The sequence below is a fragment of the Paractinoplanes lichenicola genome, assembly GCF_016785085.1.
GTDB lineage: Bacteria > Actinomycetota > Actinomycetes > Mycobacteriales > Micromonosporaceae > Actinoplanes > Actinoplanes lichenicola.
In genome coordinates this window covers 458,536-484,191 of the sequence record NZ_JAENHO010000002.1, presented here as the reverse complement: position 1 = coordinate 484,191, position 25,656 = coordinate 458,536, and the positions used below count along the sequence as shown (strand labels likewise).

The window sequence follows — 25,656 nt, the reverse complement described above, 5'->3', positions numbered from 1 at the left end:
GACATGAACCCGGCTTGAGGTCGCATGCTGCTGCCGTAATCGACTGGTCAGTTCTTGCTGCCAGGCGTTCGCGGCAGGTGGCCCCCGCTCAGGGTCCGGTATGCGTGAACGGGGTCCACACGCCGGGCCGGTTTCGGAGGGCCTCGCGTAGGCGTCGGACCGCGTCGTGCAGCGCCCGCGCCGCGCCTCCCGGCTGGAGGACGCCGTCGCGCACCAGCGCAAGGTAAACGTCCTCCGCGACCTGCGCGGCATGATCATCCCGTACCGACCACAACGTTGCGATGACATGCCGGTATCCCATGTAGTACAGCGCCGCGGCCAAGCTGATCGCCTCGTCCGGCAGGGTGAAACCGCCGACGGCCGTCTTGCAGCCGGACAGGTAAGCGAACTCGCCGTGAAACCGCCGCGAGGCGAAATCCGTGACTGTGAGGTCGCCGTCCTGCAGAAACAGCCTGCCCAGCGACGGGTCGCCGAGGCTCTGTTCGCCGTGACACGCGAAGTGGACACTATCGTGCTCCAGCAGCGCTTTCATGACTGCTTCACGTTCGGCTGCCGGGCCGACCAACCGGGTGCACCGGTCGGCGAACAGCCTGACGATCGACTCCTCCTCCCGATTGACGTTCGGCAGGTCGGCCTGGCCGGGTGTGTCGGGCATGCCGACGAAGAGCAAGCGGCCACCGCCTGCCCGTCCCTCGCGGGCCGCCAGCAAAGCACGCAGAGTCGGGGTGTACGAGGAAACCACCCGGTCGAGCACGGCCTTCCCCGGCGTGCTGTGGTAACCGGCAGCGTGGATCGGCAGCAGCGCGAGCAGGCCGGTCGGACACCACCAGATCCGCGGCCAGTCGCTGCCCGGAACGGGTGGCGCGACATAGCCGAGGTGGTCGAGCACCGGGGCAGCGAAACTGTCCCACATCCATCTGAGGCTGTCGCCCAACGCGTCGTCTTTCGCGTCGGCCTCGGCGGCCGATGCCAGGTCCCGGCCCTGCCACCCCCTGACGATCTCAAGGTATGCCTGTACCCGCTCGGTAACGATGTCCGCCGTGAGCAAGGGCAGTTCGACGACCTCCACACCGGAGGTCCGGACTATGAGGGCATCACATCGCCACTGGCTGACATTCAGGATGACCACCGGCCCGTCCGCGGCGGCCGGCAACAGCGCCTCAAGACGCGGCGGCCGCAGAAAGCCGGCGAAACCGGGCCGCGCGCGAACCCGCGCGACGAGGTCATCCCACTCACGGGCCAGCGCCATACGGCCGTCGACATCCTCGGCTGTCTGGTGTGACCGGCCGGACGGGGCCAACGCGGACCGGCCGGCCGCGTCCAACGCGGACCTGACCTCGTCGAGCCGGTCGGCCAGGCCGGGATGGCTCTTGTGTAACTGGCTGAGATCGCCACGGATGTCGAGGACCTGGGACCAGAGGATGGTGCGGCCCTCCTCCAAGTGCTCGACCGCGACGGCCGGCCGGCCGGCCTCGATCGCGCACCCGGCCGAGTCGGAAGCGGCGCCGAACATCGTCGTCAGGAGCCTCCGGCGGTCGGCGCCGCCGATGCCGTGCCACGCCAGAAGGGGCAGCAGCGCGACGATCGCGGCGGAGGCGGCCACAGCTTCGGCCAGGTCGGCGCGCGCCATTGACGCCGTTTGCCACCCTCGTGCTGCCCGCACCCGCAGGCCGACCGGTCCGGACTCCGGCGCCGCGATGGCGACGTCGCGATACCGCCTCTGCGCGAGTGCCGCATCGCGGGTATCTCCCCGGTGCAGGAACCGTTGCCAGCACCCTACCGCGGCGTTGAACAAAGCCACCGATCCGCGAGGGCCTGGTGCTGCCTCGGCGAGCGCCCTTTCGGCCACCGACACCAACTCATCGAGTCCGACATCGCGGTGCCCGCGCCGGAGGGATTCGAGCATCACACTGAGGTGCCCCTCGACAAGCCTGCCGTCGCGGGAGAGAGCCACAGCGGCGCCGCTGAACTCGACCGCCCGGTCCAGGTCGGCCGGGGCGCCGGAGCGCCGGTATCGGAGGCAGTAGGACCGGCTGAGGTCGCCGAGGACAACCGCCCGCTCGGGGAAGTCTTCCCCACACTCAGCAAGGCACGTCGTCAGCAGGCTGATCGACTCGGCGATCTCCTCCGGCTCGCCGTCGCGGTCGTAGGACTCCCGCAGCGACATGGCGAGGTTGAACAGGCAGGTCACTCGTTGCGGCGAACCGGGCGGGAGCAGTTTCAAGAGCCGACGCCCAACCGCAATGGATTCTCGCAGGTCTGAGGTGTCGGCCAACAGGTCGTACCGGCTCTGGAGGATGATCTGCAGCGTGGTCGAGGCTACCGCTGTCGCTACGGCGTCATCAGGCTGGGGAAAGGCTGCCGCCGCACGGGCCAGCTCAACCGCCTCGCTGAGATCCTCGCGGTTCCCGGTGTGCTCGTGACGGCGCATCAGGGCGAGCGCGCAGCCCGATCGGTGATGGGCCACCGCCTCCGGTCGCGACTCGGCCAACCGGACGGCCTGGCGCTGAGCCTCGACCGCCTCATCGAGATCGACCTCCTGGCCACACCTTTCGAAGCGCAGGACCAGCGCGCCGCCGAGCCCGCCGAGGGAGTCCGCGCGTTTCATCGGGTCGTTGCAGGCGAGGCGATCGGCGGCGCGAAACGCCGTGATGGCGTGCCCCACGTCGGCATGGTCGACGGCCACCTGCGCCCGGCTGAGCAGGACTGAGCCCCGGACGTGCCAGTACCGGCCGTCGCGCCCTGAATCGTCCACCCGATCCAGCAACTCGACCGCCTGGCCCAGGTCCCGATCGCCGCCGCGCTGATGGAAGCGCTCCTCGAGGGCATGGGCCAGATCGACCGTCCACCCGCTCGATCCCGATACCGCCTTCCCCGCGTCGAGGGCCGCCCGCCCACAGCGGACCGCGACGTCGAGATCACCTGGCCTGCGACGGGTCAGCAACGCCGTGCAGAGGATGACGAACAGCGCGGCGTTCGGAGCTACGGCGAGCGCCGCCCGGGCCGCGCCGATCGCCTCGTCGAGATCGGCCGGATCCGCTGTCTTCTCGTGGCGCGTCAGCAGGGTGCCCGCCAGATGCTGCATCAGGCCGAGCCAGGAGGGGTGACCCGGCGAGAGTCGATGCAGGACGTTTCCTCCGTACGCGATCGATGCGTCCAGCGCGGGTAGGTGCTGATCCTGGCGATACCGGACGAGGTGCGCCAGGCTCAGCTGGAGCGAAACGGCCAGCCGATCGGGATCGTCCTCAGGCAGTGCGTGGTAGAGGGCCGTAAGCTCGTCGATAACCTGAAGCTGCTCCACCACCGTCACTGACGGACAGTACGATGCCGGGTCGTTCGTGCAGTCTCCGGCTCCCGAGCCCCGGGTGAGGCATCATCGCGGTATGGATGAGCCGTATCGACCCTTGGCCCTGCGGGTCATGGCCGAGCACGACGGTGACGGGCTGTGGGACACCGATCGGGAGCATCGAGGGCCGGCTGACCTGGACGACCTGGGTCTGAGCGCGGAATTGGCGGTCCGGCTGCGCTCGTGGAACGGGCAATATCAGCGGACCGCCCTGACCGATTTCGAGTTCCCGAGCCCCGAGGCGGAGCGGCGCTGGGTCGCCGACGGGCTGCGTCTGGCGTACGAGCTGCAGAACGAGCTGCCCGACATCGACGTCAGCTATGCCCACGACGACGACCACCGGCCGATGCGGGAGCGGCGCGGCCCCTAGGATCGGCGGCGATGATTCGTTTTGTGCGCCTCGCGCCGGCCACTCTCACGGCCCTGCTCGACGGCGATCTGGCCACGGCCCGCGACCTGTCCGGGGCCGGGCTGACCGAATGGTTCCTGTCCGACGAGGTGACGTGGCTGTGGCGGCTGCGGCTCGACCAGATCGCCCAGGATCCCCCGGCCGCCGACTGGGTCGTACGGGCCGCGGTTTCCGTCCCTGACGACGTGGTGGTGGGCGCCGGCGGTTTCCACGGGCCGCCCGACGACGACGGCATGGTGGAGATCGGATACAGCACCGACCCCGCGCATCGCCGGCGGGGTTATGCGCGGGCGATGGTGACCGAGCTGCTGCGCTGGGCCGCGGCCGAGCCGGCGGCCGTGACCGTGCGGGCCAGCATCCGGCCCGACAACGAGGCCTCGCTGGCCACCATCGCCGGGTTCGGCTTTGTGCACGTCGGCGAGCAGTGGGACGAGGAGGACGGCACCGAATTTCTTTACGAGCGCCCGGCGCGAGGTGTCGGATCCGGGGGCGGTCGTTCGTAGCACAAGCAAGAGGTAGTCACGACGAGGGAGTCATGCGATGGCGCAATACCTGATCTCGTTCAACGAGGGCGCGATGGATCACATCACCGCCGAGGACCTGCCCGCGGTGGGCGAGGCCGCCAAGGCGGCGTGCCAGGAGGCCGCGGACGCCGGCGTGTTCGTGTTCGGCGGCGGCCTGAACAGTCAGCGGGCGAGCATCGTGACCCCGGACGGCATGGTCAGCGACGGCCCCTACCCCGAGACCAAGGAGGTCATCGGCGGTTTCGTCGTGGTCGACGTAAGCTCGCGCGACGAGGCGCTGAAGTGGGCCGCCAAGATCGCCGAGGCCTGCCGGTGCGCGCAGGAGGTGCGGGAGCTCGGGGCCGATTCCGCCCGCGACGAGATGGTGCGCCAGGCCGGCGCGAGGAGCTCTGCGAAGGGGTAGCACGGTTGGAGCTGGGGGACGTCCGCGAGCTCGCCACGGGGCTGATGGCCGATCATCGGCTGAGCGGGTGGCGGCTGGTGTTCGACAGGGCCAAGACCCGCGCCGGGTCGTGCCGCTCGGACCGGCGGGAGATCGCGTTGTCGGGGCCGCTGATGCGGTTGTACGAGCCCGAGCAGGTGCGGCAGACGATCCTGCACGAGATCGCGCACGCGCTGGCCGGCGCCGGGCACGGGCACGACCGGGTGTGGCGCGGCATCGCCCGGCGCATCGGCTACACGGGCGGGCGGTGCCTGCCGGCCGACACGCCCAAGGTCGACGGGACCTGGGTCGGGGTGTGTGCCGCGGGTCATCGCACGACCGCGCACCGGCGGCCGGTCCGGGTGCGGTCGTGCCCCGAGTGCTCGAAGACGTTCGACCTGTCCGCCCGCTACGAGTGGACGCACCGGGGCCGGCCGGCGGCGATGGACCCGCGCTACGCCGCCGAGCTGACCCGGCTCCTCGAGCGCCGGCCCACGCCGCGGCCGGCCCTCGCCGCCGTCGGTGACCGGGTCCGGCTGACCGTCGAGGGCAAGTACGCCGGGCTGACCGGAACCGTCGAGAAGCGCGGGCGCAGCCGCTATCAGGTGCGTACGGGGAAGGGTCTGTTGAGCGTCTCGTTCGGCGGGGCCGAGCCGCTGACGAATCAGGCCAGCGTCAGCGCGTAGAGGTAGACGCGGGCGTCGTCGGGCAGGGTGATCGAGCGGAGCTGCTTGCCGTCCGCCAGGGGCAGCCGCGCCTCGAAGAGCGAGACCGGCGGGCCGTCGACACCCTGGCCGGCCTTGATGCGGTGGGGCAGGGCCAGCAGAGCGGTGGTGCCCGCGGCCGCCGTGCCGCACCAGTCGGCCACAGTTACCGGCACGGAGGCGTAGGTGCCGTCGGTGTACCCAAGCGTCACCGAGCTCCCGACTGGCCCGTTGTGGCTGGTCAGCACCAGGTTGGCCGACGTGTGGGAGCCGGCCGGCAGCAGCAGCGTCTGGCCCGTGGCGGCCGTGAAGTTGGCCGCCGTGCCCGTGGGGTCGGGCGCGTCGTACGTCACGCCCGACCAGGTGACCGGGCCGGCCGCGGGCATGAGGTCGGCGTCGTAGCTCCAGCCGCCGCCGTCGAAGTTGCCCGAGTCGGAGGCAGCCACGGTGGCGGTGCCGTCCCGGGTCGGCGCGAGCACCACCGCGCACTGCCCCTGAACGGCGGAGGAGCAGGCGGACGGGTTCGTGACGATCAAGTTGGCGGTTCTCGCGACGCCCGAGACGTCGACCGTCAGCGGATAGGTGCCCACCGCGATCGAGGCCGGGGCCGTCACGGTGACGGTCGCCGTGGCCGAGACCGGCAGGTGCCGCGACACGATCGGGCCGGGCTGTTTGACGACCGCGCGCCACCCGGCCGGTGCGGTCGCCGTGACCCGGGGCCGCAGCGTGCCGGGGGCCTGGCCGACGATGTCGACAGTGAGCGTGGCGCTGCCGCCGGGCGGGACGGCGGCCGAGGCCGGGCGGATCGCGGCCGACAGTGCGGTGCGGTTGTCGAGCGGCGCCTGGTTGACCGACGGGGGCTCGGCCGCGGCCGCGGTGCCCCACGACGACGGGGAGGTGCCGAGCGTGTGCGCGATCGTCCCGCCCGAGCCGACCGCCGACCACGGCACCCAGTTCTTCGTGAGCGAGGAGCCATTGACCCGTACGCGCTGGATGTACCGGTTTTGATCGGACGCGCCGGGCGCCGTGATGGTCAGAGTGCGGTTACCGAGCTTGACGGCGGCCGACGGGAACTGCGGCGACGACACGGCCAGGAAGTTGGCGCCGCTCATGGTCGGATAGAGGCCGAGCGACGAGAAGACGTACCAGGCGCTCATCGTGCCCAGGTCGTCGTTGCCAGTCATGCCGTCGGGCCCGGTCGTGAAGAGGGTCATCGCCGCGCGGACCACGGTCGCGGTCCTGGCGGGCGCGCCGGCCCAGTGATACATGTACGGCGCGAGCAGGTCGGGCTCGTTGTTCGGGTTGTACGTCGGCTTGGCGTAGTAGTCGTACGGGCTGGCGATCCAGTCGGTGCGCGCGGTTCCCGCCGGGTCCTTCAAGAGCTTCTCGTACGCGAAGAAGCTGTCGAGCCGGCGCGCGGTGGCCGCCCGTCCGCCCATCAGCTGCACCAGTCCCGCCGGGTCCTGCGGCACCAGCCACTGATACTGATACGCCCCGCCCTCGTGGAACTGCTGGGCCGCGGCCACCGGGTCGTACGGGGTGAGCCAGGTGCCCTCGGTGGTGCGCGGCCGGAACTGCTTGATCGAGCCGTCCCACAGGTTGCGATACCACTGCCCGCGGGCCGCGAACAGCCGCGCGTCCTCGGTCTTGCCCAGCCCCCGGGCCATCAGCGCGAGCGACGCGTCGGCGGCCGAGTATTCGAGCGTGGCCGAGGCCGGGTGCACGCAGTCGTTGTCGCCGCCCTTGTGCACGCAGTCGGTGCCGAGTTTCAACCCGGACGGGACGTAGCCGCGGGCGTTGTAGTACTTGCTGCCCGTACGCCCGTTGTACGGCGAGTCGGCCGGCGGCTCGCTCAGCGCGTTCTTGCGCAACAACTCGTACGCGGTGCTCTCGTGGCCCTTGAGCAGGCCCTTGGACCACGCCTCGACGAGGAAGGGCGTCACCGGGTCGCCGGTCATGATGTTCGTCTCGCTGTTCGCGAGGGCCCAGCGGGGCAGCCAGCCGCCGTCGCGGCCGATCGCCAGCACGCTCAGCGCGACGTCCCGGGCGACGTCGGGAGTGAGCAGTTCGAGCAGCTGGTTCTGCGGGCGATACGTGTCCCACAGCGAGAAGTTCTGATACGGCGTGTAGCCCTCGGCCTTGTGCACGGTCCGGTCGAAGCCCACGTACGAGCCGTCGACGTCGCCGGCCACGTTGGGGTGCAGCAGCGAGTGGTAGAGCGCCGTGTAGAACGCCGCGCGCCGCTCCTCCGTACCGCCGCCGATGTTGATCTTGCCTAACGCCGCGACCCAGGACTCGCGCAGAGCGGAGCGGGCCGCGTCGAAGTCGAAGGACGACGAGGTCTCCGCGGCCAGGTTCGCTCGTGCCCCCGCCATACCCGTGTAGGAGAGACCGACTTTGACCACGACATCCCGGTCGGCCGTGGCGTCGAACGTGACGTAGGCGCCGTTCGACCCGGCCCCGGCCGCATCCCGGGTTCCGGCACTGATCGCCGACCCGCGCCAGGTCCCGTACGCGGAAAACGGCCGATCGAAGGAGGCGGTGAAGTAGACCGTGTGATCGTCCTTGCCGGCGCAGAAGTTGCCGGCCTCGACGCGCCCCTCGATCGTGCGGTCGTCGACGACGTGGATCTCGGAGTCGAACACCGACTGGTTGGCCTTGCCCGTGTTGAACAGCACGTTGGCCGCGCCGGTGGCCGGGAACGTGTAACGCTGCCAGCCGGTGCGCGCGGTCGCGGTGAGCTCGGCCTCGACGTCGTACTTGGCCAGCCCGACCCGGTAATAGCCGGGCGAGGCCTCCTCGTCGTCGTGGCTGTACGGCGACTTGTAGACGTTCGGGTCGACGCTGGTGATCGCGCCCGTCGTCGGCATCATCGGCAGCTCGCCGGCCACCCCGCAGCCGACGCCGGAGAGGTGCGTCTGGCTGAACCCGTAGATCGTGCTCTGCCGGTAGTCGTAGCCGCCCTGCCCGCCGGTGTCGGGGCTGACCTGCACCATGCCGAAGGGCGCGCTGGCCCCGGGGAACGTGTTGCCGAAGTTCTCGGTGCCCACGAAGGGGCGGACGAGGTCGACGGGCTGGGCGTCCACCGGCGCCGGCGCCGCGAGCACCGAGGTGACTAGCGCCGCGCTGAGCAACAAGTGCATGGATGAGCCTCTCGTGACCGGCGTGATCGGGCCTTGACAACGTTGTCACCAGACAGAGACGTACGTCAATAAGTTCTGCACCCGATTCGCAACCGGCTGCCCGGCCGAACCTCTCAAGCCCGGCCCGCCGATCCCGATCTTCCGCTGGACCGCCTATCTGGGGAGACGTGATGGCAACCAGCACCCGCGCGGCCGACTGGTACCGCTTGTGCGGTGCCGTCGGCGCGGTCGTCGTCGCCTTCGCGGTCATCCTGAGCACCGGCGCCGGCATGGCCGTGGCCGTCTCCAACTTCGGCCTGTGCCTGGCCGCGCTCGTCGCCGCCGTCGCCTGCCTGCGCCGCTCCCGCCGCTTCACCGGCCGCATGCGCTGGGGCTGGAGCCTGATCGGGCTGGGCGTGCTGAGCTGGGGCCTGGGCCAGAGCGTGGCCTGCTGGTACAGCATCGTCGGGCGGGAAGTGCCGCTGCCCTCGAACGCCGACCTCGGCTATCTCGGCATGGTCGTGCTGACCCCGATCGGCCTGCTCGTGCTGCCGAGCCGCACCCAGGCACTGGCCGGCCGGATCCGCAGCGTGCTGGACGGGCTGATGATCGCGGCCTCGCTCGTGCTGATGGCCTGGATCTTCGTCGTCGTCCCGCTGCTCGAGGACGGCCGGGCCGGCCTGGCCCTCTACGTCAGCCTGGCCTACCCGCTGGGCGACGTCGTCATCGTGACCATGGTGCTCTACATGCTGGCCCAGCAGCGCCGCAGCGGCCGCACGTTCAACCAGCTGGCGGTCGTCGGCGTCGGGATCGTGGCGTTCGCGGTCTCCGACATCGGCTACGCCTACCTCAACCTGCTCGACGCGTACACCGCGGGCGGCGTCACCGACATCGGCTGGTTCACCGGGTTCTCGCTGATCCTGCTGGCGGCGCTGATGCCGGTCAAGCGGGCCGAGGACGTCGAGGACGAGGACAGCCAGCAGCCGGTCGGCATCCTGCTCCCGTACGTGGCGGTGCTCGCGGCCCTGTTCACGTCGGTCGTCTGGTACGCCACCACCGGCCACACCAACCTGTTCGTCGCGTACACCCGGTCGGCCCTGATCCTGCTCATCGTCGGCCGGCAGCTGCTGACCCTCCGCGAGAACCGCAACCTCACCCGTACGCTCGAGGCCCGCGTCGCCGCCCGTACGGCCGAGCTGTTCGCCAGCGAGCAGCGGTTCCACGCCCTCGTGCAGCACAGCTCCGACGTGGTCACGGTGGTCAGCCCCGAGGCCGACGTGCTCTACCAGAGCGAATCCGCCCAGCGCGTCTTCGGCTATCCGGCGCGGGCCCTCACCGGCCGCCGCCTGACCAAGCTGATCGACCCCGAGTCGGGCATCCGCCTGGCCCAGGCGCTGCGCCAGGTCGCCGGGCGCCCGTACGCCACCACCGTGCTCGAGCTGACCGTCCAGCACCGCGACGGACGGCTGCGCCAGGCCGAGATGACCATCACCAACCTGCTGAGCGACCCCAGCGTGGCCGGCCTGGTGCTCAACACCCGCGACATCAGCGAGCGCAAGGAACTGCAGGACCAGCTCGTGCACGAGGCCTACCACGACGCGCTGACCCAGCTGGCCAACCGCGCGCTGTTCCGCGAGCGGGTCGGCGAGGCGCTGCGCGGCAAGCCCGCCGACGACGAGGTCACCGTGCTCTTCCTCGACCTCGACGGGTTCAAGGAGGTCAACGACAGCCTCGGCCACCTGGCCGGCGACCAGCTGCTCGTGCAGGTGGCCGACCGGCTGCGGGCCTCCGTACGGGAGAACGACCTGGTGGCCCGGTTCGGCGGTGACGAATTCGCCGTGCTCATCCAGGCCCCGGCCGACGGCACCGACGCCGAGCAGGTCGCGCGGCGCATCATCGACGTGCTCGAGGAGCCGTTCGCCAGCGAGAGCCGCAACATCCACGTGCAGGCCAGCATCGGCCTGGCCGCGGCCGGGCTGCTCGACGCGGGCGAGACCGACGGCGCCGAACAGCTCATGCGCAACGCCGACCTGGCCATGTACAAGGCGAAGTCGGCCGGCGGCAGCGGCTACGCCAGCTACGACCCCGAGATGCTGTCGGGCCTGGTCGAACGGCTCGAGCTCGAGGCCGACCTGCGCCTGGCCCTGGAGCGCAAGCAGCTGCACCTGCACTACCAGCCGACCATCGACCTGGCCAGCAGCGAGGTCATCGGCTTCGAGGCGCTGGCCCGCTGGGAGCACCCGACCCGCGGGCTGATCCCGCCGGCCGAGTTCATCCCGATCGCCGAGGCCACCGGGCTCATCGTGCCGCTGGGCCGATGGGTGCTGCGCGAGGCGTGCCGCCAGGCCGTCGCGTGGAGCAAGGCCGGCGGCGGGCGCCCCGTCAAGATGGCCGTCAACGTCTCGGTCCGCCAGTTCGACCGGGTCGACCTGGTCGACGTCGTCTCGGGCATCCTGGCCGAGACCGGCATGCCGGCCAACCAGCTCTGCCTCGAGATGACCGAGAGCGTGCTGATGACCGACACCGACGACAACCTCGAACAGCTCGTCCGCCTCAAGGCGCTCGGCGTCACGCTGGCCATCGACGACTTCGGCACCGGGTATTCGTCGCTGGCCTACCTGCGCCGCTTCCCGGTCGACACCCTCAAGATCGACCGCTCGTTCGTGGAGCGGCTCGGCGCCCTGACCGACGACACCGCGCTCGCCGACACGATCGTCCAGCTCGGCAAGAGCCTCGGCATGGACACCGTGGCCGAGGGGATCGAGGAGTTCGGCCAGCTCGCCGCGCTGCGCGAGATGGGCTGCCACTTCGCGCAGGGCTACTACTTCTCCCGCCCCGTCCCGGCCACCGAAGCCGGCCGACTGTTCCTGGAAGGCGCTTCCGCCCGTGCTTGATTCCTCGAGCCCTTTTTCCTCGTGGCCCGCCGCCCTGAGCCCGGCCATGCTCAAGGCGATCGACATGCCGACGCCGTACCTGGTGACGGACCTGGGCACGGTGGCCGACCGGCACGCGGCGTTCCGGGCGGCACTGCCCGGCGTCCAGGTCCACTACGCGATGAAGTGCAACCCGTCCCCCGAGATCCTGCGCACGCTGCACGCCGAGGGCGCCGGCTTCGAGATCGCGTCGATCGGCGAACTGCGCATGCTCGAGACGATCGGCGTCGACCCGGCCGACGTGCTCTACAGCAACCCGGTCAAGCCGCCCCAGCACATCGCGGCCGCGCACGCCGCCGGGCTGTGGCGCTTCAGCTTCGACTCCCCCGGGGAGCTCGCCAAGATCGCCGAGCACGCGCCCGGCGCGGCCGTCTACGTCCGCCTGCGCGTCGACGACGAGGCCAGCGTCTTCCCGCTGTCCCGCAAGTTCGGCACCGACCTCGAGGACGCGTACGACCTGCTGCTGCTGGCCAAGCGGCTCGACCTCAAGCCGTACGGGATCACCTTCCACGTCGGATCGCAGTGCACCCGCCCGGACGCGTGGGCCGAGGCCGTCGACGCCGCGGGCAAGCTGATGGACCGGCTGCGCCACGACGACATCGACCTCGAGATGCTCGACCTGGGCGGCGGCTTCCCGGCCCGATACACGTCGGACGTGCCTGCCATCGCCGAGATCGGCGCCGCGACGATGGAGGCGCTCGACGCCCTGCCGTACCGGCCGCCGCTGATCGTCGCCGAGCCCGGCCGGCACCTGGTGGCCGAGTCGGGCGTGCTGGCCGCAACCGTGATCGGCCACGAACGCCGCGGCGAGGAGAACTGGCTCTTCCTCGAGGTCGGCGCCTACAACGGGCTGATGGAGGTGCTGCAGACCCCCGGCGGCTGGGACTTCCCCATCCGGACCACGTCGTCGGGCGACCTGATTCCGTACACGATCACGGGGCCTTCCTGCGACAGCACCGACACCATCGCGTACGGGGTTCTGCTGCCGGCCGCTTTGACCGTGGGGGACGTGCTCTATCTGGGCAGCACCGGCGGGTACACGCTGGCATACGCCTCGAATTTCAACGGCTTCGCCCCGCCCACTCCGCTCTTCGTCGGCGGCGCAGATCTCTCCGCCCACGCCGGCTTTGTCGGGGCCGATCTCTCTGCCCACGCCGGCTTTGTCGGGGCCGGCCGGTCGCGTGGCTGAAGCCGTCATGTTCCGCCGGGGCCGCCGCAGGGCCGGTCCTGGTGGCATGCGTCGCGCCGGCCGCCTGCGCGAACTCCTCTTCTCGGGCATCGTCGACTCGTTCGGCATGGCCCTCGGCTGGACCTTCATCGTGCTCATCGCGACCGCCCGCGGTGGGCTCGCGGAAGCCGCCCTCCTCAACGCGGCCATGCTCGTGGGCGTCGTGCTCTCCGCCCCCGTCACCGGCTGGCTGTCCCGCCACCTCGACGGCCGCACCCTGCTCCGCGGCGCCGCCGGCATCGAGGTGCTGCTGCGCTTCGGCACCCTCAACGGCCTGATCGCCGGCTGGCCCTCCTGGCTGGTCGCGCTGCTCGTGGCCCTGCAACACGTCGCGGCGTGGGCCGGCTTCGCGGGCATGCGCGCCGAGGTGTCGGCAGTGGACGCCTCGCCACGCTCGATGACCCGCTACGCGGTCGCGATCGCCGGCGTCGAAGCGGCCGGGACCGCCCTGGCCGCCATGCTGCCGACGGGCACCCTGGGACATCCGACGGGCTGGCTGCTCACGGCCGTTTACGTCGTCTATCTGGGCTCGCTGCTGCCGACGGTGCTGATCGCCCGCCGGGCTCGCATCGCCCCCTCCCCTATCGCCGGTCGTGATTCGGCCCCGGCGCGTTGGCGTCACGCGGCCACTCCCCCCGCGACCCCCGCGCCCTGGCGTCTCCCCCAGCCCCGGCTGCTGCTGGCCGGCGCCGGCATCATGCTGCTCGCCTCCGGCCCCACCCTCCTGGCGATCCCGGTCACCTCCGAACTGCACGGCGAACGCTGGGTGGCCGTCTCCGCGATCGCCTTCTGCATCGGCACCCTGCTCGCCACCCGCGCGGTCGCCGTCATCGGCCGGCTGCGACTGCCCGCCGTGCTGCGCTGGTCGCTGTGGGGCCTGGGCATGCTCGCGGGCTGGATCCTCGCCCCCGCGCACGCCTTCATGGTCGTCGTGGCCCAGTTCGCCGCGGGCCTGAGCCAGACCGCCTTCGAGGGCGACATGGACGCGCGCGTGGCCGCCGGCGCCAAGCCCGAATCCGTGACCCGCGACCTCGCCTACAGCGCCTCGGTGCGCGCACTTGGTGGTGCCATCTCCGTCCGCCTCCTTCCCATGCTCGTCGCCGCCCCCGCCATCGGCGTGGCCGCGAGCGGGGCCGCCCTGATCCTCGGTGTGCTCACGCTGACCTTGTGGGCCGGCCTGACCACCGCGCCCCATATTTTCCGCCGAGTCGCCCACGGCTGACGGCCCTGTGGATAAGTCCGAGGGACAAATCGCCCCTGTGGACAATGCAAGTTCCTGCAAGCCATTCGGCGTAAAATTGGTCCGGGACGGGGGCCCCCGGGGAGGGCGGGTTACGCCGCGGGACAGGTGGACGGCCACGCAGCAGAACCGGCGAGCGGCCACGCAGCGCGACAGGTCAGCGGCCACGCAGCAAAACCGGCGAGCGGCCACGCAGCACGACATGTCAGCGGCCACGCGAATTCGGTTGACCGCGGAGGTCGCAAGCGTCGATCATCTCGGGCATGACAACTGCGCGCGGCATCGTCGGCTTTTCCGGTGCCCTGTGTCGTCTGCCGGGCTGATGACCCTGTAGTAGCGGCGCCACACCTCACGGCACCGGGTCATTCGCGATCCCGGAGCGCTTCTGCATGTCCGCCTATCGGCTTTATCTGCTCGTTTCCGGCGTCGGGTCGTTTGCGTCCCGCACCGCCTTCACTCTCAACCTGATCTATCAGGCGACCGTCGTCGGGCTGTCGCCGCTTCAGCTTGTGCTGGTGGGCACGCTGATGGAGGCCGTCTGTTTCGTCGCGCAGGTGCCGACGGGGGTGATCGCCGATCGGTACAGCCGGCGGTTGTCGGTCATCGCCGGCTATCTGCTGATGGGCGTGGGCCTGCTGGTCTGGGGCCTTTTTCCCTCGTACGCCGCCATCCTCGTCGCCAATGTCGTCTGGGCGATCGGGGCGGTCTGCGTCGACGGCGCCGAGGAGGCCTGGGCCGCCGACGAGATCGAACCGGAGCGGGTGACCCGGGCCTTCGTCCGCGGCGGCCAGGTCTCGCAGGCGGGTGCGCTGGCCGGCATCGTGGCCGCGGTCGGCCTGACGGCGATCGAACCGGCCCTGCCCATCGTCGTCGGCGCGGTCGTCACGTTGGCCCTGGCCGTCCTGCTGATCGCGCTGATGACGGAGGACCGCTGGAGTCCGGCCACGAAACGCGAAAAAGTGTCCAGCCAGCTATCCGCCGTCAGAGGCAACGTGGTGCTCGTCGCGATCCTCGGCGGCACGCTGTTCGCCGGCATGAGCAGCGAGGGCTTCGACCGCCTGAGCCAGCCGTTCCTGATCCCGTTCGTCGGCGGGCACCCGGTCGAGCTGGTCTTCGGCGGGCTCGCGATCGTGGCCGCCCTCGGCTCGATCGTCGTCACGGGGCTGGCCGGGCGGTGGATCGACGTGGTGCGGCCGCAGCGGGTCGGGCGGGTGCTCGCCGTCGTGCAGGCGCTCACCGCGGCCGGCATGATCGGGCTCGGCCTCGCCGGTCACTGGTGGTCGGCGGTCGGGCTCTATCTGGCCGTACGCCTCCTGCGCGACACGGCCGGCCCGATCCTCAACGTCTGGCTCGTCTCGGCCACCGCCCCGGAGTCGCGGGCCACGGTCTTCTCGATCGTGTCGCAGGCCGACGCGCTCGGGCAGGTCGCGGGTGGCCCGCCGGCCGGGTTCGTGGCGCAGCGCCGGGCGATCGGGGCCGGCATCTCGGTCGCCGGCCTGTTCGTGGTGCCCGCGGTGGCCCTCTACGTGCTAGCCACCGCGAGCCGTCCACGAGAGCTCACGAAGTCGCGGTGAGGCTGCTCTTGGCCAGTTCGTAGGCCGGCAGCATCTCCTCGTACTCCCCGCTGTCGAGGCTGTCGAGGGCCACCACGACCAGCCCGGCATCGGTCGCCACGGCGAAGGCCCGCTCGGGGTCGAGCACGTCCTCGAGCGGGTTCTTGGCCTTGTAGACCACCTCGAGCCCCTCCCGGTCGCCGACCTTCACGGCCCGGAACCGCTTCTCCTGCGCGGTGGCGCCGGCGAAGGCGGTCAGGTTCGCCTCGAGGTCGCCCGTCTTTCCGGTGTAGACCCGGAGGAAGCCGATGTTGCCCGCCGGCTTGGCGTCGATCTCGCACTTCATCGTCATCGGGCCCCGCCGGGTCAGCTCGGCCAGCGGGTCGTCGGCCTTCATCGGCGCCACCGCTTTGGGCTTCCACGACTCGGCCACGCCGAACGTCACGGGCAGCTCGCAACCGCTGCCCGCGGCACCGACCCGGGTCGCCTCGAGATCGGACCCCGGCGCGGGAGCGGCGGCGGACGGGGCGGTGGCGGCGGGCGGGGTCCAGACCGGCTCGTTGCCGCTGTCGCAGGCCGCCAGGGCGAGTGCGGCGGCGCCGAGGCCGGCCAGAGCTAGTTGTCTCACGGGATCGAGAGTGTAGGCGTTGATTTGATCTCGCTCTATCCCCCCGCTACAGTCCCGCGCCAACACCACATTTCGTACGGGGGTCCAGTTCCATGCTTCGCTTTCGCACTGTTCTCACTGCTCTCGTCGGCGCCTCGATGATGTCCCTGGCCGCCTGTGCCGGCGACGACGCCACCGAGGCTTCGAGCACCACCCCGGCCACGACGGCCACCAGCGCCGCCCCGGCCGCCACGACCGAGGCCGCCGCCCCGGCGGCCGGTGACGCGCCGGACGACAAGACGATCTGCACCGCCGCCGGCAAGGCCGACAAGGCCATGAAGGCCGAGCTGATCAGCCAGATGCAGAAGACCCAGGGCGAGCTCGACGGCGCGGGCTACCAGAAGATCCTGGTCAGCCTGGCCGACCAGCTGACCACCGCCGCCGGGTCGAGCGAGTCCGAGGTCGGCAAGGCCGTGAAGACCTTCGCGACCCTGGCCACCGAGGCCGGCGCGAACGCGGCCAAGGCCGGCGCCAACCCGGAGGCCGCGCTCGACGCCCCCGGCTTCGAGAAGAGCGGCACCGACCTCACGGCCGCCTGCAAGGCCGCCGGGGTCACCGTCAACTACTGATCTTGGGGCCTGCGCAGCAGGTAGGTGTCCATGATCCAGCCGTGTTCGGTCCGGGCGTCCGTACGGGTCTTGACGATCTCGTCGGCCACTTCGGACACCCGGCCCGACCGCAGGATCTCGTCCTCGGTGCCGACGTAGGCGCCCCAGAAGATGTCCACGTCGGGATAAGCGGTGAAGGCCTGCTGGGCGTCGAGCATGACGACCACGTCGTCGACGCCCTCGGGCCAGCCCTCGGCGAGCCGGCGGCCGGTCGTCACCTGATACGGCCGGCCGACCCGGTTGAGCGGCACCCGGTGCTTGGCCGCGAGCGCCGAGACGCTGCTGATGCCGGGGATCACCTCGTACTCGAAGTCGATCGCGCCCCGGGCCAGCACCTCCTCGAGGATCGCGAGCGACGAGTCGTACAGGGTGGGGTCGCCCCAGACGAGGAACGAGCCGGTCTCGTCCTCCTTGAGGTGCTCGACCAGCATCTCCTCGATCACCTGGGAGCGGCGGCTACGCCAGTCGTCGACGGTGCCTTCGTAGTCGGCCGGGGTGCGGTCGCGGTCGGGGTCGCGGCCGGTGACCATGCGCCGGCTCGGCTTCGAGTAGCCGCGCACGATCCGCTCCCGCAGGTCGACCAGGCTGGCCTTGAGTTCGCCCTTGTCGAGCAGGAAGAAGACGTCCGTACGCCCGATGGCCTTGGCCGCCTGCAGGGTCAGGTGGTCCGGGTCGCCCGCGCCGATCCCGATCAGATAGATCTTCCGCACCCGCACCAGTGTGCCGCACCGGCCCGGCGGCACCGCGAAGCACCCGCACCAGTACGCCGCACGCGTCCGGAGCCGGGGTCAGTCGGGGAGGATCGGAACCGACGGCCCCAGTTCACGCCCGATCGTCGCCGCCCGGGTCAGAAGCGAGGAGCCGAAGCGATCCCGTACGGCGTCCATCGCCACATCGAGCCGATCGTCCTCGGCGTCGTCGAACAATGACGGCTGCACATGACCGTCCCCGTCGAGGTTGCTGACCGCCACCCCCACCAGGGTCAGCCCCCGCGCGCCGATCAGCTCGCCCGCCTCGGTCAGCAGGTCGCGCGCGGTCGACTGGATCAGCCGGGTCTGCATGGTCGCCTTGAGCAGCGACCGCGATCGGGTGGCCCGGCCGAAGTCGTCGAAGCGCAGCCGCAGGGTGACCGTGCGACCGGCCCGCTGGGCGCCGCGCATGCGCCGGGTCACCCGGTCGACCAGCGCGTCGAGAGTGGCCTCGATCTCGGCGAACGGCCGCGGCCGGCGACCCAGCGCGCACTGCGCCCCGATCGAGCCGCGGCGGTGCCCCACCCGTACGCGCCGGGGGTCTTGATTGTGGGAAAGCGCGTAGAGATGGCGGCCGTAGCCCGGGCCCAGCATCGACACCAGGGCCGCCTCGCCGATCCGGGCGACGTCGCCGACCGTGTTGACCCGGCGCTCGCGCAGCTTGGCCGAGGTGACCGGGCCCACCCCCCACAGCCGCTCGACGGGCAGCGGGTGCAGGAACGCGAGCTCGCCCCCGGCCGGCACCTCGAGCAGCCCGTCCGGCTTGCCGACCGCGCTCGCCACCTTGGCCAAAAACTTGGTGCCCGCGATCCCGACCGTGATGGGCAGCCCGACCTGGGCCCGCACCTCGGCCCGGAGCCGGGCGGCGATCTCGCGCGGGGTGCCGCTGACCCGCAGCAGGCCGCCCACGTCGAGGAACGCCTCGTCGATCGAGATGCCCTCGACCAGCGGGGTGGTGTCGCGGAAGATCTCGAACACCGCCTTGCTGGCCGTCGTGTACGCCTTCATGCGCGGCGGCACCACGACGGCATGGGGGCAGAGCGCGCGGGCCTGACCGATGCCCATCGGGGTGCGGACGCCCAGGGCTTTGGCCTCGTAGCTCGCGGCGAGCACGACACCCCCGCCGACCAGCACCGGACGCCCCCGCAGGCTCGGGTCGTCACGCTGCTCCACCGAGGCGTAGAACGCGTCGAGGTCGGCATGCAGGATTGCCACCGCGCCACTATAGAACACACGTTCGAATGGCGTGGAGGAAAACCCCCGGGTGGTTTCCGGCTTCTGACCTCGTGCGACGCTGCCTAGCGTCAGATGCGTGATCGAACTACGCGAACTGACCAAACGCTACGGCCGCCAAGTCGCCGTCGACGGGCTGAGCTTCCGGGTGCGGCCGGGCGTGGTGACCGGCTTCCTGGGCCCCAACGGGTCGGGCAAGTCGACGACAATGCGCATGATCCTCGGTCTCGACGCCCCGGACGGCGGCGAGGCGCTCATCGACGGCGTCCGCTACGGGGCGCTGGACCGGCCGCTGACCCGCGTCGGGGCACTGCTCGACGCGGGCGCGTTCCATCCCGGCCGCAGCGCCCGGGCCCATCTGAGCGCCTTGGCCGCGAGCAACGACCTTCCCCGTACGAGGGTGGAAGAGGTGCTGCGCATCGTCGGCCTGACCGGGGCGGCGGGACGGCGCACGGGCACGTACTCGCTCGGCATGCGGCAGCGGCTCGGCGTCGCGGTGGCGCTGCTCGGCGACCCGGGGGTGCTGCTGCTCGACGAGCCGGTCAACGGGCTGGACCCGGAGGGCATCCGCTGGATCCGGGACCTGCTGCGCGGGCTCGCGGCCGAGGGCCGGACGGTGTTCGTCTCGAGCCACCTGATCGCCGAGATGGCCCTGACCGCCGACCGGCTGGTGGTGATCGGCCGCGGCCGGCTGCTGGCCGAGACGACCGTGGCCGAGCTCGCGGCCGGCGGCGACACCCTGGAGGACGCCTTCTTCCGGCTGACGTCCGAAACGACCGACTACCGAGGAGCGGAAGCGGCATGAGAAGCGCGACCCGAATGGAATGGATCAAACTGCGCAGCGTGCGGTCGACGTGGTGGCTGGCGATCGCCTCGGTGGTCGCGATGGCCGCGGCCGGGGCCGGGGTGGGGCTCGGCTACCGGTCGCACGCCCCGGTCGCCACCGTCGCCCAGATCTTCAACAACAGCCTGGCCGGGGCGATCCTGGCCCAGCTGCTGCTGGGCGCGCTCGGCGTCCTGATGGTGACCGGCGAGTACGGCACCGGCATGATCCGCTCGACGCTGGCCGCCGTCCCCCGGCGCCGCACCGTGCTGGCCGCGAAGGCCCTGGTCGGCGGGGCCGCGGCCCTGACCGTGGGGCTGGCCGCGAGCTTCGCCGGCTACCTGGCCGGGCAGCTGGCGATCCGCGGCACCGCCATCCCGGCCGCCTCGCTCGGCGACTGGGCGATCCTGCGGGCGGTGCTGCTGACCGGCGCCTATCTGGGCGCGACGGCGCTGATCGGCGTCGGCCTGGGCACGCTGCTGCGGCACTCGGGGGCCGCGATCGGCACGCTGTTCGCCCTCGTGTTCGTCCCGATCTTCGTGGTCGGCCTGTTCGGCGAGAGCGGCATCGCGATCGGTCGTTTCATGCCGCTGCTGATGCTGCTCAACGCGGTCGCGGTGACCACGCCGACCCCGGGCCTGTTCTCGGGCGGGGTCAGCGTGCTGCTGATGTGCGGGTACGCGGCGGTGGCGGTGCTGCTTGGCGGCGTCCTGTTGCGGCGCCGCGACGCGTGAGCGCCGACAATGGGCCGATGACCGCGCTGCGCGCCCCGTTCACCCCGCTCGCCCTGCGCCGGCTGGTGTTCTGTGTCGCCGGCGTGGTCAGTGCGGTCGCGGTGCTGGCCGTGCCCGCGCTCGTGCCGGGTGCCGCGGCCCTGATCCTGTGGGCCACCGGCGCCCTGGCCCGGCAGCCCGCGCCCGTCGTGGCCCCGGTCTTCCTGGTGCTGTTCCCGCTGACCCTCGCGCTGCTGGCCGTGCTGGCCGTCCCGGCCGCGCGCGCGATGGCCGCCGCCCACCGCCGGCTGGCCGACCGGCTGCTCGGCGAGCGGGTGGACTCCCCGTCGCCCCGGCCGGGCTGGCGCGGTGTCGGCTACTGCCTGCTCAAGGTGCCGCTGGCCATTCCCCAGGGCTACGGCGCCTTCTGTTACGTGTTCGGCGTGGTCAACCTGAGCTACCCGGTGTGGTGGCCGTTGTTCCGCAACCACCCGCCCGGCACCACCCTCGACCCGGTGCGGGCCCTGACGCCGTTCGGCTTCCTCGACGCGGGGACGTTCCCCGGCACGTTCGTCATCGCCGCCGCCGGCCTGGCCATGCTGCTGGTCGCGCCGTGGCTGATGCGGGCCGGCGCCGCGCTCGACGTGGCCGCGATGCGGTGGCTGCTGAGCCCGCGCGGGCTGGCCGAGCGCGTCCGCGAGCTGCGGGCCAGCCGGGCCCGCGCGATCGACGACGCGGCCGCCATGATGCGCCGGCTCGAGCGCGACCTGCACGACGGCGCCCAGATCAGACTGGCCACGCTGGCGATGAACCTCGGGATGGCGACCGAGAAGCTCGGCGCCGACGGCCCGCCGCCCGACCTGGCCCAGGCCCGCGAGCTGGTCGCGCTGGCCCACCGCGGGGCCAAGGACGCCCTGGCCGACCTGCGCGACCTGGTGCGCGGGATCCACCCGCCGGTGCTCGACAACGGCCTCGGCGACGCGCTGGCCACGCTGGCCACGGGCAGCGCGATCCCGGTCGCGGTGAGCGTCGAGCTGCCCGTCCGCCCGTCCCCGGCGATCGAGACCATCGCCTACTTCTGCGCCGCCGAGCTGCTGGCAAACGCGGCCAAGCACAGCCGGGCGGCGCGCATCACGCTCGGCGTCGCCGGGGCCGGCTCCGGGCTGACCCTGACCGTGACGGACGACGGGGTGGGCGGGGCCGCGCCGGCCGGCCCCGGCCTGTCCGGCCTGGCCCGCCGCATCGAGGTCGTGGACGGCCGGATGCGGGTGCACAGCCCGGCCGGCGGCCCGACCCGGGTCGAGATCGAACTGCCCACGCAGGTGTGAAACGGAGGCGACGACATGCGGGTGGTGATCGCGGAGGACGCCGCGATGATGCGCGAGGGCCTGGTCCGGCTGCTCACCGACCGCGGTTTCGAGGTGTGCGCGGCGGTGGCCGACGCGGAGGCGCTGCGGGCCGCCGTCGACGCGGACCGGCCGGACGTGGCCGTGGTCGACATCCGGATGCCGCCGACGCACACCGACGAGGGCCTGCGGGCGGCGATCGACATCCGGCGCGACCACCCCGGCGTCGGCGTGCTGGTGTTCTCGCAATACGTGGAGACCCGCTACGCGACCCGGCTGCTGGCCGACCGCCCGGCCGGCGTCGGCTATCTGCTCAAGGACCGGGTGGCCGACGTGGCCGACTTCACCGACGCGCTGATCCGGGTGGCCTCGGGCGGCACCGCGCTCGACCCGGAGGTCGTCGGTCACCTGATGCGCGCCGGCACGGGCGTCGCCGAGCTGACCCCGCGCGAGCGCGAGGTGCTCGCCCTGATGGCCGAGGGACGCTCCAACGCCGGCATCGCGACGGCCCTGGTCATCACCCCCGGCGTGGTCGAGAAGCACGTGGCCAACATCTTCGCCAAGCTCGGCCTGCCGCCCTCGGACGGCGACAACCGCCGGGTGCTGGCCGTCCTGCGGCACCTCGGCGGCTGACGGCGAGGGAGACAGCCGTCACGCTCGGTGTCGACGGCGCCGCCCCGACGACAACGGATCGTAACGAAGTATTAGGGCGCATCGTGACGCCGGTCATGTCCATCCGGGAATCGGGGGGCCAGAATCTCCGTTGGTCATAACCGGACCGGGCCCACCCCGCCCGCGTCCAGCAGAGAAGAACTCCGCCTGGAGGAACCACCATGTCGCCTCACGGCGCGACGGTCCGCGAGCTCGACCAGCTCACGTGCCGCGTGTTCGACAGCACCCGCAGCTCCGGGGCGCGCCTCGCCGCGTACCGGATCGACGGGACCTTCTACGTCGACATCGACCTGCCGGGCATCGACCGGGCCGGTATCGACATCACGGTGGACGACGGCGTCCTGACGATTCGGGCCGAGCGGCGCGCGGCCGAGGGCGAGGCCGGTCAGCCGGTCAGCGCCCCCGTGACCCGCGAGGTCGACCTGCGCGAGTCGGAGAATCTGGACACCGATCGCCTCGAGGCCCGATGCGACGACGGAGTCGTGACGCTGCACATCCCGGTTGTGCGGGAATCGGTCCTGGCCGCTGTTTGAGCAGAGAAGCCGCGCGATGAGCGCGGCTTTTCTAATGGACGAAGCGCAGCCAGTTGATGTTGAGGAACTCGTTGCCGTCCTCGCGGACGAAGACCAGGAAGACCGTGTGCTTGCCGGTCGTCGGCGTGATGTCGACCTGGTCGGTCCGCCAGTTCTGCCACCCGCCCGTACGGGTGACGTTGAGCGTCCCGATCGGCGCCTGATCGGGGCCGTCGAGCCGGATCTCCATCTTGCCGCCCTCGGCGTCGCCCGCAACCCGCACGTCGAGCTTGGTCGCCGCGACCGGTCCGAAGTCGACGTCGTCGAACCGCAGCTGGTCGCCGTTGGCGATCCACCCGACGTTCTGCCCGCCGCCCTCGTCCTCGGTCTCCTGCGACTGGATGCCCTGGTTGCCGTCCGCCGCCTCGGCCTCGAGCTTCGGATAGACGGTCGGCGCCGGCGGCTCGGTGGTGGGCGCCGGCGACGACGACGGAGCGTCCGACGGCTCATTCACCACCACGGGAGGCACGGCCGCGGCCGGGGCCGGCGTGTCCTGCCAGCGGCCGAGGCCGTAGCCCACGGCGACCAGCCCGAGCCCGGCCAGCGCGACGAGCGAGCGCTGCCGGACCCGGTAGGCCTTGGTGCGATAGACGGACGGGTTCGGCGAAGCCACCAGGGTCAGGCCGTCTCGGCGAGGATCGACTCGGCCGGCGGCTCGGCGAAGTGGCAGGCCACCCGCTGGGCCGGGGCCCGCTCGATCAGCGCCGGGTCGTCGGTGGCGCAGATGTCCTGCGCCTTCCAGCAGCGGGTGCGGAACCGGCAGCCCGACGGCGGGTCGACCGGGCTGGGCACGTCGCCGACCAGGCGGATCCGGTTCTTCGGGGGCACGCCGCGGACCACGCCGATGTCCGGCACGGCCGACAGCAGCGCCTGCGTGTAGGGGTGCTGCGGCTTCTCGTAGAGCGAGTCGCGCGGACCCTCCTCGACGACGCGGCCGAGATACATCACCGCGATCCGGTCGCAGAAGTGCCGCACCACGCCGAGGTCGTGCGCGATGAACACGAACGCGATGCCGAGCTCCTTGCGCAGGTTCTCCAGCAGGTTCATGACCTGGGCCTGGATCGACACGTCGAGCGCGGAGACCGGCTCGTCGGCCACGATGATCTTGGGGCGGGCGGCGAGCGCGCGGGCGATGCCGATGCGCTGGCGCTGACCGCCGGAGAACTCGTGCGGGTAGCGGTTGTAGTGCTCCGGGTTGAGGCCGACGACCTCGAGCAGCTCCTGCACCCGCTTGAGCTCGCCGCTCTTGGCCACCATGTCGTGGGTGCGCAGCGCCGTGCCGACGATCGTGCCCACGGTGTGCCGCGGGTTCAGCGACGAGTACGGATCCTGGAAGATCAGCTGGATCTCGCGCCGATACGGCCGGAGCTGCCGCTCGTTCATGTGCGCGATGTCGACGCCCTGGTAGCGGATCTGGCCCCCGGTGGGCTCGAGCAGCCGCGTGATCAGGCGCGCGGTCGTGGACTTGCCGCAGCCCGACTCGCCGACCAGGCCGACGGTCTCGCCGGGCGAGATGGTCAGGTCGACGCCGTCGACGGCCTGCACCCACTTCGTGCCGCGGGCGAAGAACCCGTCGCCCTTGGTCTTGAAGTGCATCTTGACGCCGTCGAGCTGGAGCAGCGGCGCGCCCTCGACCGAGCGGACCCCGGACTTGGCGGGCGTGGTGGTTGTGCTCATGATCGATCCCTCTTACGGCAGCCGGGGCAGAATTTCGGTCTGGAACACCTGGTCGGGTTCCTTCAGATGGCACCGCGAGGTGCGGCCCAGATCGGCGGTCCGCGGGATCAGGTCGGGCTTGAGGGTGGTGCAGAGGTCGCCGGGCACGCGGTCCTTGAACTCGCAGCGCGGGTGGAACGGGCAGCCGGTCGGCACGGCCAGCAGGCTCGGCGGCGACCCGGGAATCGGGTGCAGCGGCTGCGGCTCGCCGGTCAGCGCCGGGATGCTTTCGAGCAAACCCCACGCGTACGGGTGCAGGGGTTCGCCGAGGATCTTGTTGACCGGGCCGTGCTCGACCGCGGTGCCGGCGTACATGACCAGGATGTCGTCGGCGATCTCGGCCACCACCCCGAGGTCGTGGGTGATGAAGACGACCGCGGAGCCGAAGTCGCGCTGCAGGTCGGAGATCAGGTCGAGGATCTGGGCCTGCACGGTCACGTCGAGGGCCGTCGTCGGCTCGTCCGCGATCAGCAGCTTGGGGTCGTTGACCAGCGCCATCGCGATCATCGCGCGCTGCCGCATGCCGCCGGAGAACTCGTGCGGATACTGGTCGACGCGGCGGCGCGGGTTGGGGATGCCGACCCGGCCCAGCATCTCGATCGCGCGGTCCTTGGCCTTGCGCTTGCTCACGTTGTTGTGCGCCCGGTACGACTCGGTGATCTGGTCGCCGATCGTGAAGTACGGGTGGAGTGAGGACTGCGGATCCTGGAAGATCATCGCGGCGTCGCCCCCGCGGTAGCCCTCGAGCTCCTTGTCGCTCATGTTGACGATCTCGCGGCCGCCCACCTTGATCGAACCGGAGATGCGGGCGACCTTGCGGTCGTGCAGGCCCATGACGGCCATGCTGGAGACGCTCTTGCCGGAGCCGGACTCGCCGACGATCGCCAGCGTGCGGCGCAGCGGAACCGAATAGCTGAGCCCCTGCACGGCCCGGACCAGGCCGTCCGCGGTCGGGAACTGCACCTGCAGGTCGGTGACCTCGAGGTAGGCCTCCTCGTTCGCCGCGGGGTTGCGGGGAACGCGGGCCACCGTGTGCGGGGCCTGGGTGCTCTGGTCGCTCATGCTGCCGCCTTCGTG

Annotated in this window: 22 protein-coding genes; 14 read left to right on the top strand and 8 right to left on the bottom strand. The window is 71.4% G+C overall.

Features of this window, described 5'->3' with window-relative positions; all coding sequences use genetic code 11:
• Positions 1 to 88: 88 nt before the first annotated feature.
• Positions 89 to 3,310, bottom strand: a complete 3,222-nt coding sequence (locus JKJ07_RS51615) for a CHAT domain-containing protein (protein WP_202990355.1) — start codon at positions 3,308 to 3,310, stop codon at positions 89 to 91.
• Between the two features lie 73 nt (positions 3,311 to 3,383).
• Between JKJ07_RS51615 and JKJ07_RS06750 the strand changes: the two genes are divergently transcribed.
• The 4 genes from JKJ07_RS06750 to JKJ07_RS06735 are packed head-to-tail and all read left to right on the top strand — an operon-like array spanning position 3,384 to position 5,386.
• On the top strand, positions 3,384 to 3,716 hold the full coding sequence (locus JKJ07_RS06750; RefSeq protein WP_202990354.1) for an immunity protein CdiI family protein: 333 nt from the start codon (positions 3,384 to 3,386) through the stop codon (positions 3,714 to 3,716).
• A gap of 11 nt (positions 3,717 to 3,727) precedes the next feature.
• Positions 3,728 to 4,258, top strand: coding sequence for a GNAT family N-acetyltransferase (locus tag JKJ07_RS06745; RefSeq protein ID WP_202990353.1), 531 nt, complete (start codon positions 3,728 to 3,730; stop codon positions 4,256 to 4,258).
• A 37-nt stretch (positions 4,259 to 4,295) separates the two neighbouring features.
• Positions 4,296 to 4,682 carry a YciI family protein gene (locus JKJ07_RS06740; protein ID WP_202990352.1) on the top strand — a complete coding sequence of 129 codons (387 nt, stop codon included), beginning with the start codon at positions 4,296 to 4,298 and terminating at the stop codon, positions 4,680 to 4,682.
• Positions 4,683 to 4,687: 5 nt separating this feature from the next.
• A complete protein-coding gene (locus JKJ07_RS06735) occupies positions 4,688 to 5,386 on the top strand; it encodes a SprT-like domain-containing protein (protein WP_236028454.1) in 699 nt (232 codons plus the stop codon).
• On the opposite strand, the gene JKJ07_RS06730 is transcribed toward JKJ07_RS06735, so the two are convergent.
• A complete protein-coding gene (locus tag JKJ07_RS06730) occupies positions 5,365 to 8,547 on the bottom strand; it encodes a GH92 family glycosyl hydrolase (protein ID WP_202990351.1) in 3,183 nt (1,060 codons plus the stop codon). The genes JKJ07_RS06735 and JKJ07_RS06730 overlap by 22 nt on opposite strands.
• A gap of 170 nt (positions 8,548 to 8,717) precedes the next feature.
• Between JKJ07_RS06730 and JKJ07_RS06725 the strand changes: the two genes are divergently transcribed.
• From JKJ07_RS06725 to JKJ07_RS06710, 4 genes are all read left to right on the top strand, one after another.
• Positions 8,718 to 11,420 (top strand): putative bifunctional diguanylate cyclase/phosphodiesterase, encoded by a 2,703-nt coding sequence (locus JKJ07_RS06725; protein ID WP_202990350.1) that lies wholly within the window; start codon positions 8,718 to 8,720, stop codon positions 11,418 to 11,420.
• Positions 11,421 to 11,484: 64 nt separating this feature from the next.
• Positions 11,485 to 12,648: a type III PLP-dependent enzyme gene (locus JKJ07_RS06720; RefSeq protein ID WP_236028453.1), complete on the top strand. Its 1,164-nt coding sequence runs from the start codon at positions 11,485 to 11,487 to the stop codon at positions 12,646 to 12,648.
• 46 nt (positions 12,649 to 12,694) lie between these two features.
• Entirely contained in the window at positions 12,695 to 13,909 is a 1,215-nt protein-coding gene (locus JKJ07_RS06715) for a hypothetical protein (RefSeq protein WP_202990349.1), read from the top strand.
• Between the two features lie 407 nt (positions 13,910 to 14,316).
• Positions 14,317 to 15,501: an MFS transporter gene (locus JKJ07_RS06710; RefSeq protein WP_202990348.1), complete on the top strand. Its 1,185-nt coding sequence runs from the start codon at positions 14,317 to 14,319 to the stop codon at positions 15,499 to 15,501.
• On the opposite strand, the gene JKJ07_RS06705 is transcribed toward JKJ07_RS06710, so the two are convergent.
• The gene (locus JKJ07_RS06705; protein WP_202990347.1) at positions 15,485 to 16,108 is read right to left on the bottom strand and encodes a lipoprotein; all 624 of its coding nucleotides are present in this window, start codon (positions 16,106 to 16,108) and stop codon (positions 15,485 to 15,487) included. The genes JKJ07_RS06710 and JKJ07_RS06705 overlap by 17 nt on opposite strands.
• Positions 16,109 to 16,200: 92 nt before the next feature.
• Here JKJ07_RS06705 and JKJ07_RS06700 point away from each other — a divergent pair, with 92 nt between their 5' ends.
• Entirely contained in the window at positions 16,201 to 16,716 is a 516-nt protein-coding gene (locus tag JKJ07_RS06700) for a hypothetical protein (protein ID WP_202990346.1), read from the top strand.
• Here the strand turns inward: JKJ07_RS06700 and cobF are convergent.
• Positions 16,710 to 17,465: a precorrin-6A synthase (deacetylating) gene (gene cobF / locus JKJ07_RS06695; RefSeq protein WP_202990345.1), complete on the bottom strand. Its 756-nt coding sequence runs from the start codon at positions 17,463 to 17,465 to the stop codon at positions 16,710 to 16,712. The two genes, JKJ07_RS06700 and cobF, sit on opposite strands and share 7 nt — an antisense overlap.
• A 78-nt stretch (positions 17,466 to 17,543) precedes the next feature.
• Complete coding sequence (dinB, locus tag JKJ07_RS06690) at positions 17,544 to 18,719, bottom strand: DNA polymerase IV (protein ID WP_202990344.1); 1,176 nt, start codon at positions 18,717 to 18,719, stop codon at positions 17,544 to 17,546.
• A 97-nt stretch (positions 18,720 to 18,816) separates the two neighbouring features.
• Between dinB and JKJ07_RS06685 the strand changes: the two genes are divergently transcribed.
• The 5 genes from JKJ07_RS06685 to JKJ07_RS06665 all read left to right on the top strand — a co-directional run bounded on the left by JKJ07_RS06685 (position 18,817) and on the right by JKJ07_RS06665 (position 22,824).
• Positions 18,817 to 19,542, top strand: a complete 726-nt coding sequence (locus JKJ07_RS06685) for an ABC transporter ATP-binding protein (protein ID WP_202990343.1) — start codon at positions 18,817 to 18,819, stop codon at positions 19,540 to 19,542.
• A gap of 14 nt (positions 19,543 to 19,556) precedes the next feature.
• Positions 19,557 to 20,294: an ABC-2 transporter permease gene (locus JKJ07_RS06680; protein ID WP_202990342.1), complete on the top strand. Its 738-nt coding sequence runs from the start codon at positions 19,557 to 19,559 to the stop codon at positions 20,292 to 20,294.
• Between the two features lie 17 nt (positions 20,295 to 20,311).
• Positions 20,312 to 21,601 (top strand): sensor histidine kinase, encoded by a 1,290-nt coding sequence (locus tag JKJ07_RS06675; RefSeq protein ID WP_202990341.1) that lies wholly within the window; start codon positions 20,312 to 20,314, stop codon positions 21,599 to 21,601.
• Between the two features lie 15 nt (positions 21,602 to 21,616).
• On the top strand, positions 21,617 to 22,252 hold the full coding sequence (locus JKJ07_RS06670; RefSeq protein ID WP_202990340.1) for a response regulator transcription factor: 636 nt from the start codon (positions 21,617 to 21,619) through the stop codon (positions 22,250 to 22,252).
• A gap of 200 nt (positions 22,253 to 22,452) precedes the next feature.
• The gene (locus tag JKJ07_RS06665) at positions 22,453 to 22,824 is read left to right on the top strand and encodes an Hsp20/alpha crystallin family protein (RefSeq protein ID WP_202990339.1); all 372 of its coding nucleotides are present in this window, start codon (positions 22,453 to 22,455) and stop codon (positions 22,822 to 22,824) included.
• Positions 22,825 to 22,855: 31 nt separating this feature from the next.
• Here the strand turns inward: JKJ07_RS06665 and JKJ07_RS06660 are convergent, their stop codons facing one another.
• From JKJ07_RS06660 to JKJ07_RS06650, 3 genes are read right to left on the bottom strand one after another with little or no spacing between them, the layout of a single operon-like run.
• Entirely contained in the window at positions 22,856 to 23,476 is a 621-nt protein-coding gene (locus JKJ07_RS06660; protein ID WP_307834149.1) for a carbohydrate-binding protein, read from the bottom strand.
• 5 nt (positions 23,477 to 23,481) lie between these two features.
• Positions 23,482 to 24,540, bottom strand: a complete 1,059-nt coding sequence (locus JKJ07_RS06655) for an ABC transporter ATP-binding protein (protein ID WP_202990338.1) — start codon at positions 24,538 to 24,540, stop codon at positions 23,482 to 23,484.
• 12 nt (positions 24,541 to 24,552) lie between these two features.
• On the bottom strand, positions 24,553 to 25,641 hold the full coding sequence (locus JKJ07_RS06650; protein WP_202990337.1) for an ABC transporter ATP-binding protein: 1,089 nt from the start codon (positions 25,639 to 25,641) through the stop codon (positions 24,553 to 24,555).
• Between the last annotated feature and the right edge of the window lie 15 nt (positions 25,642 to 25,656).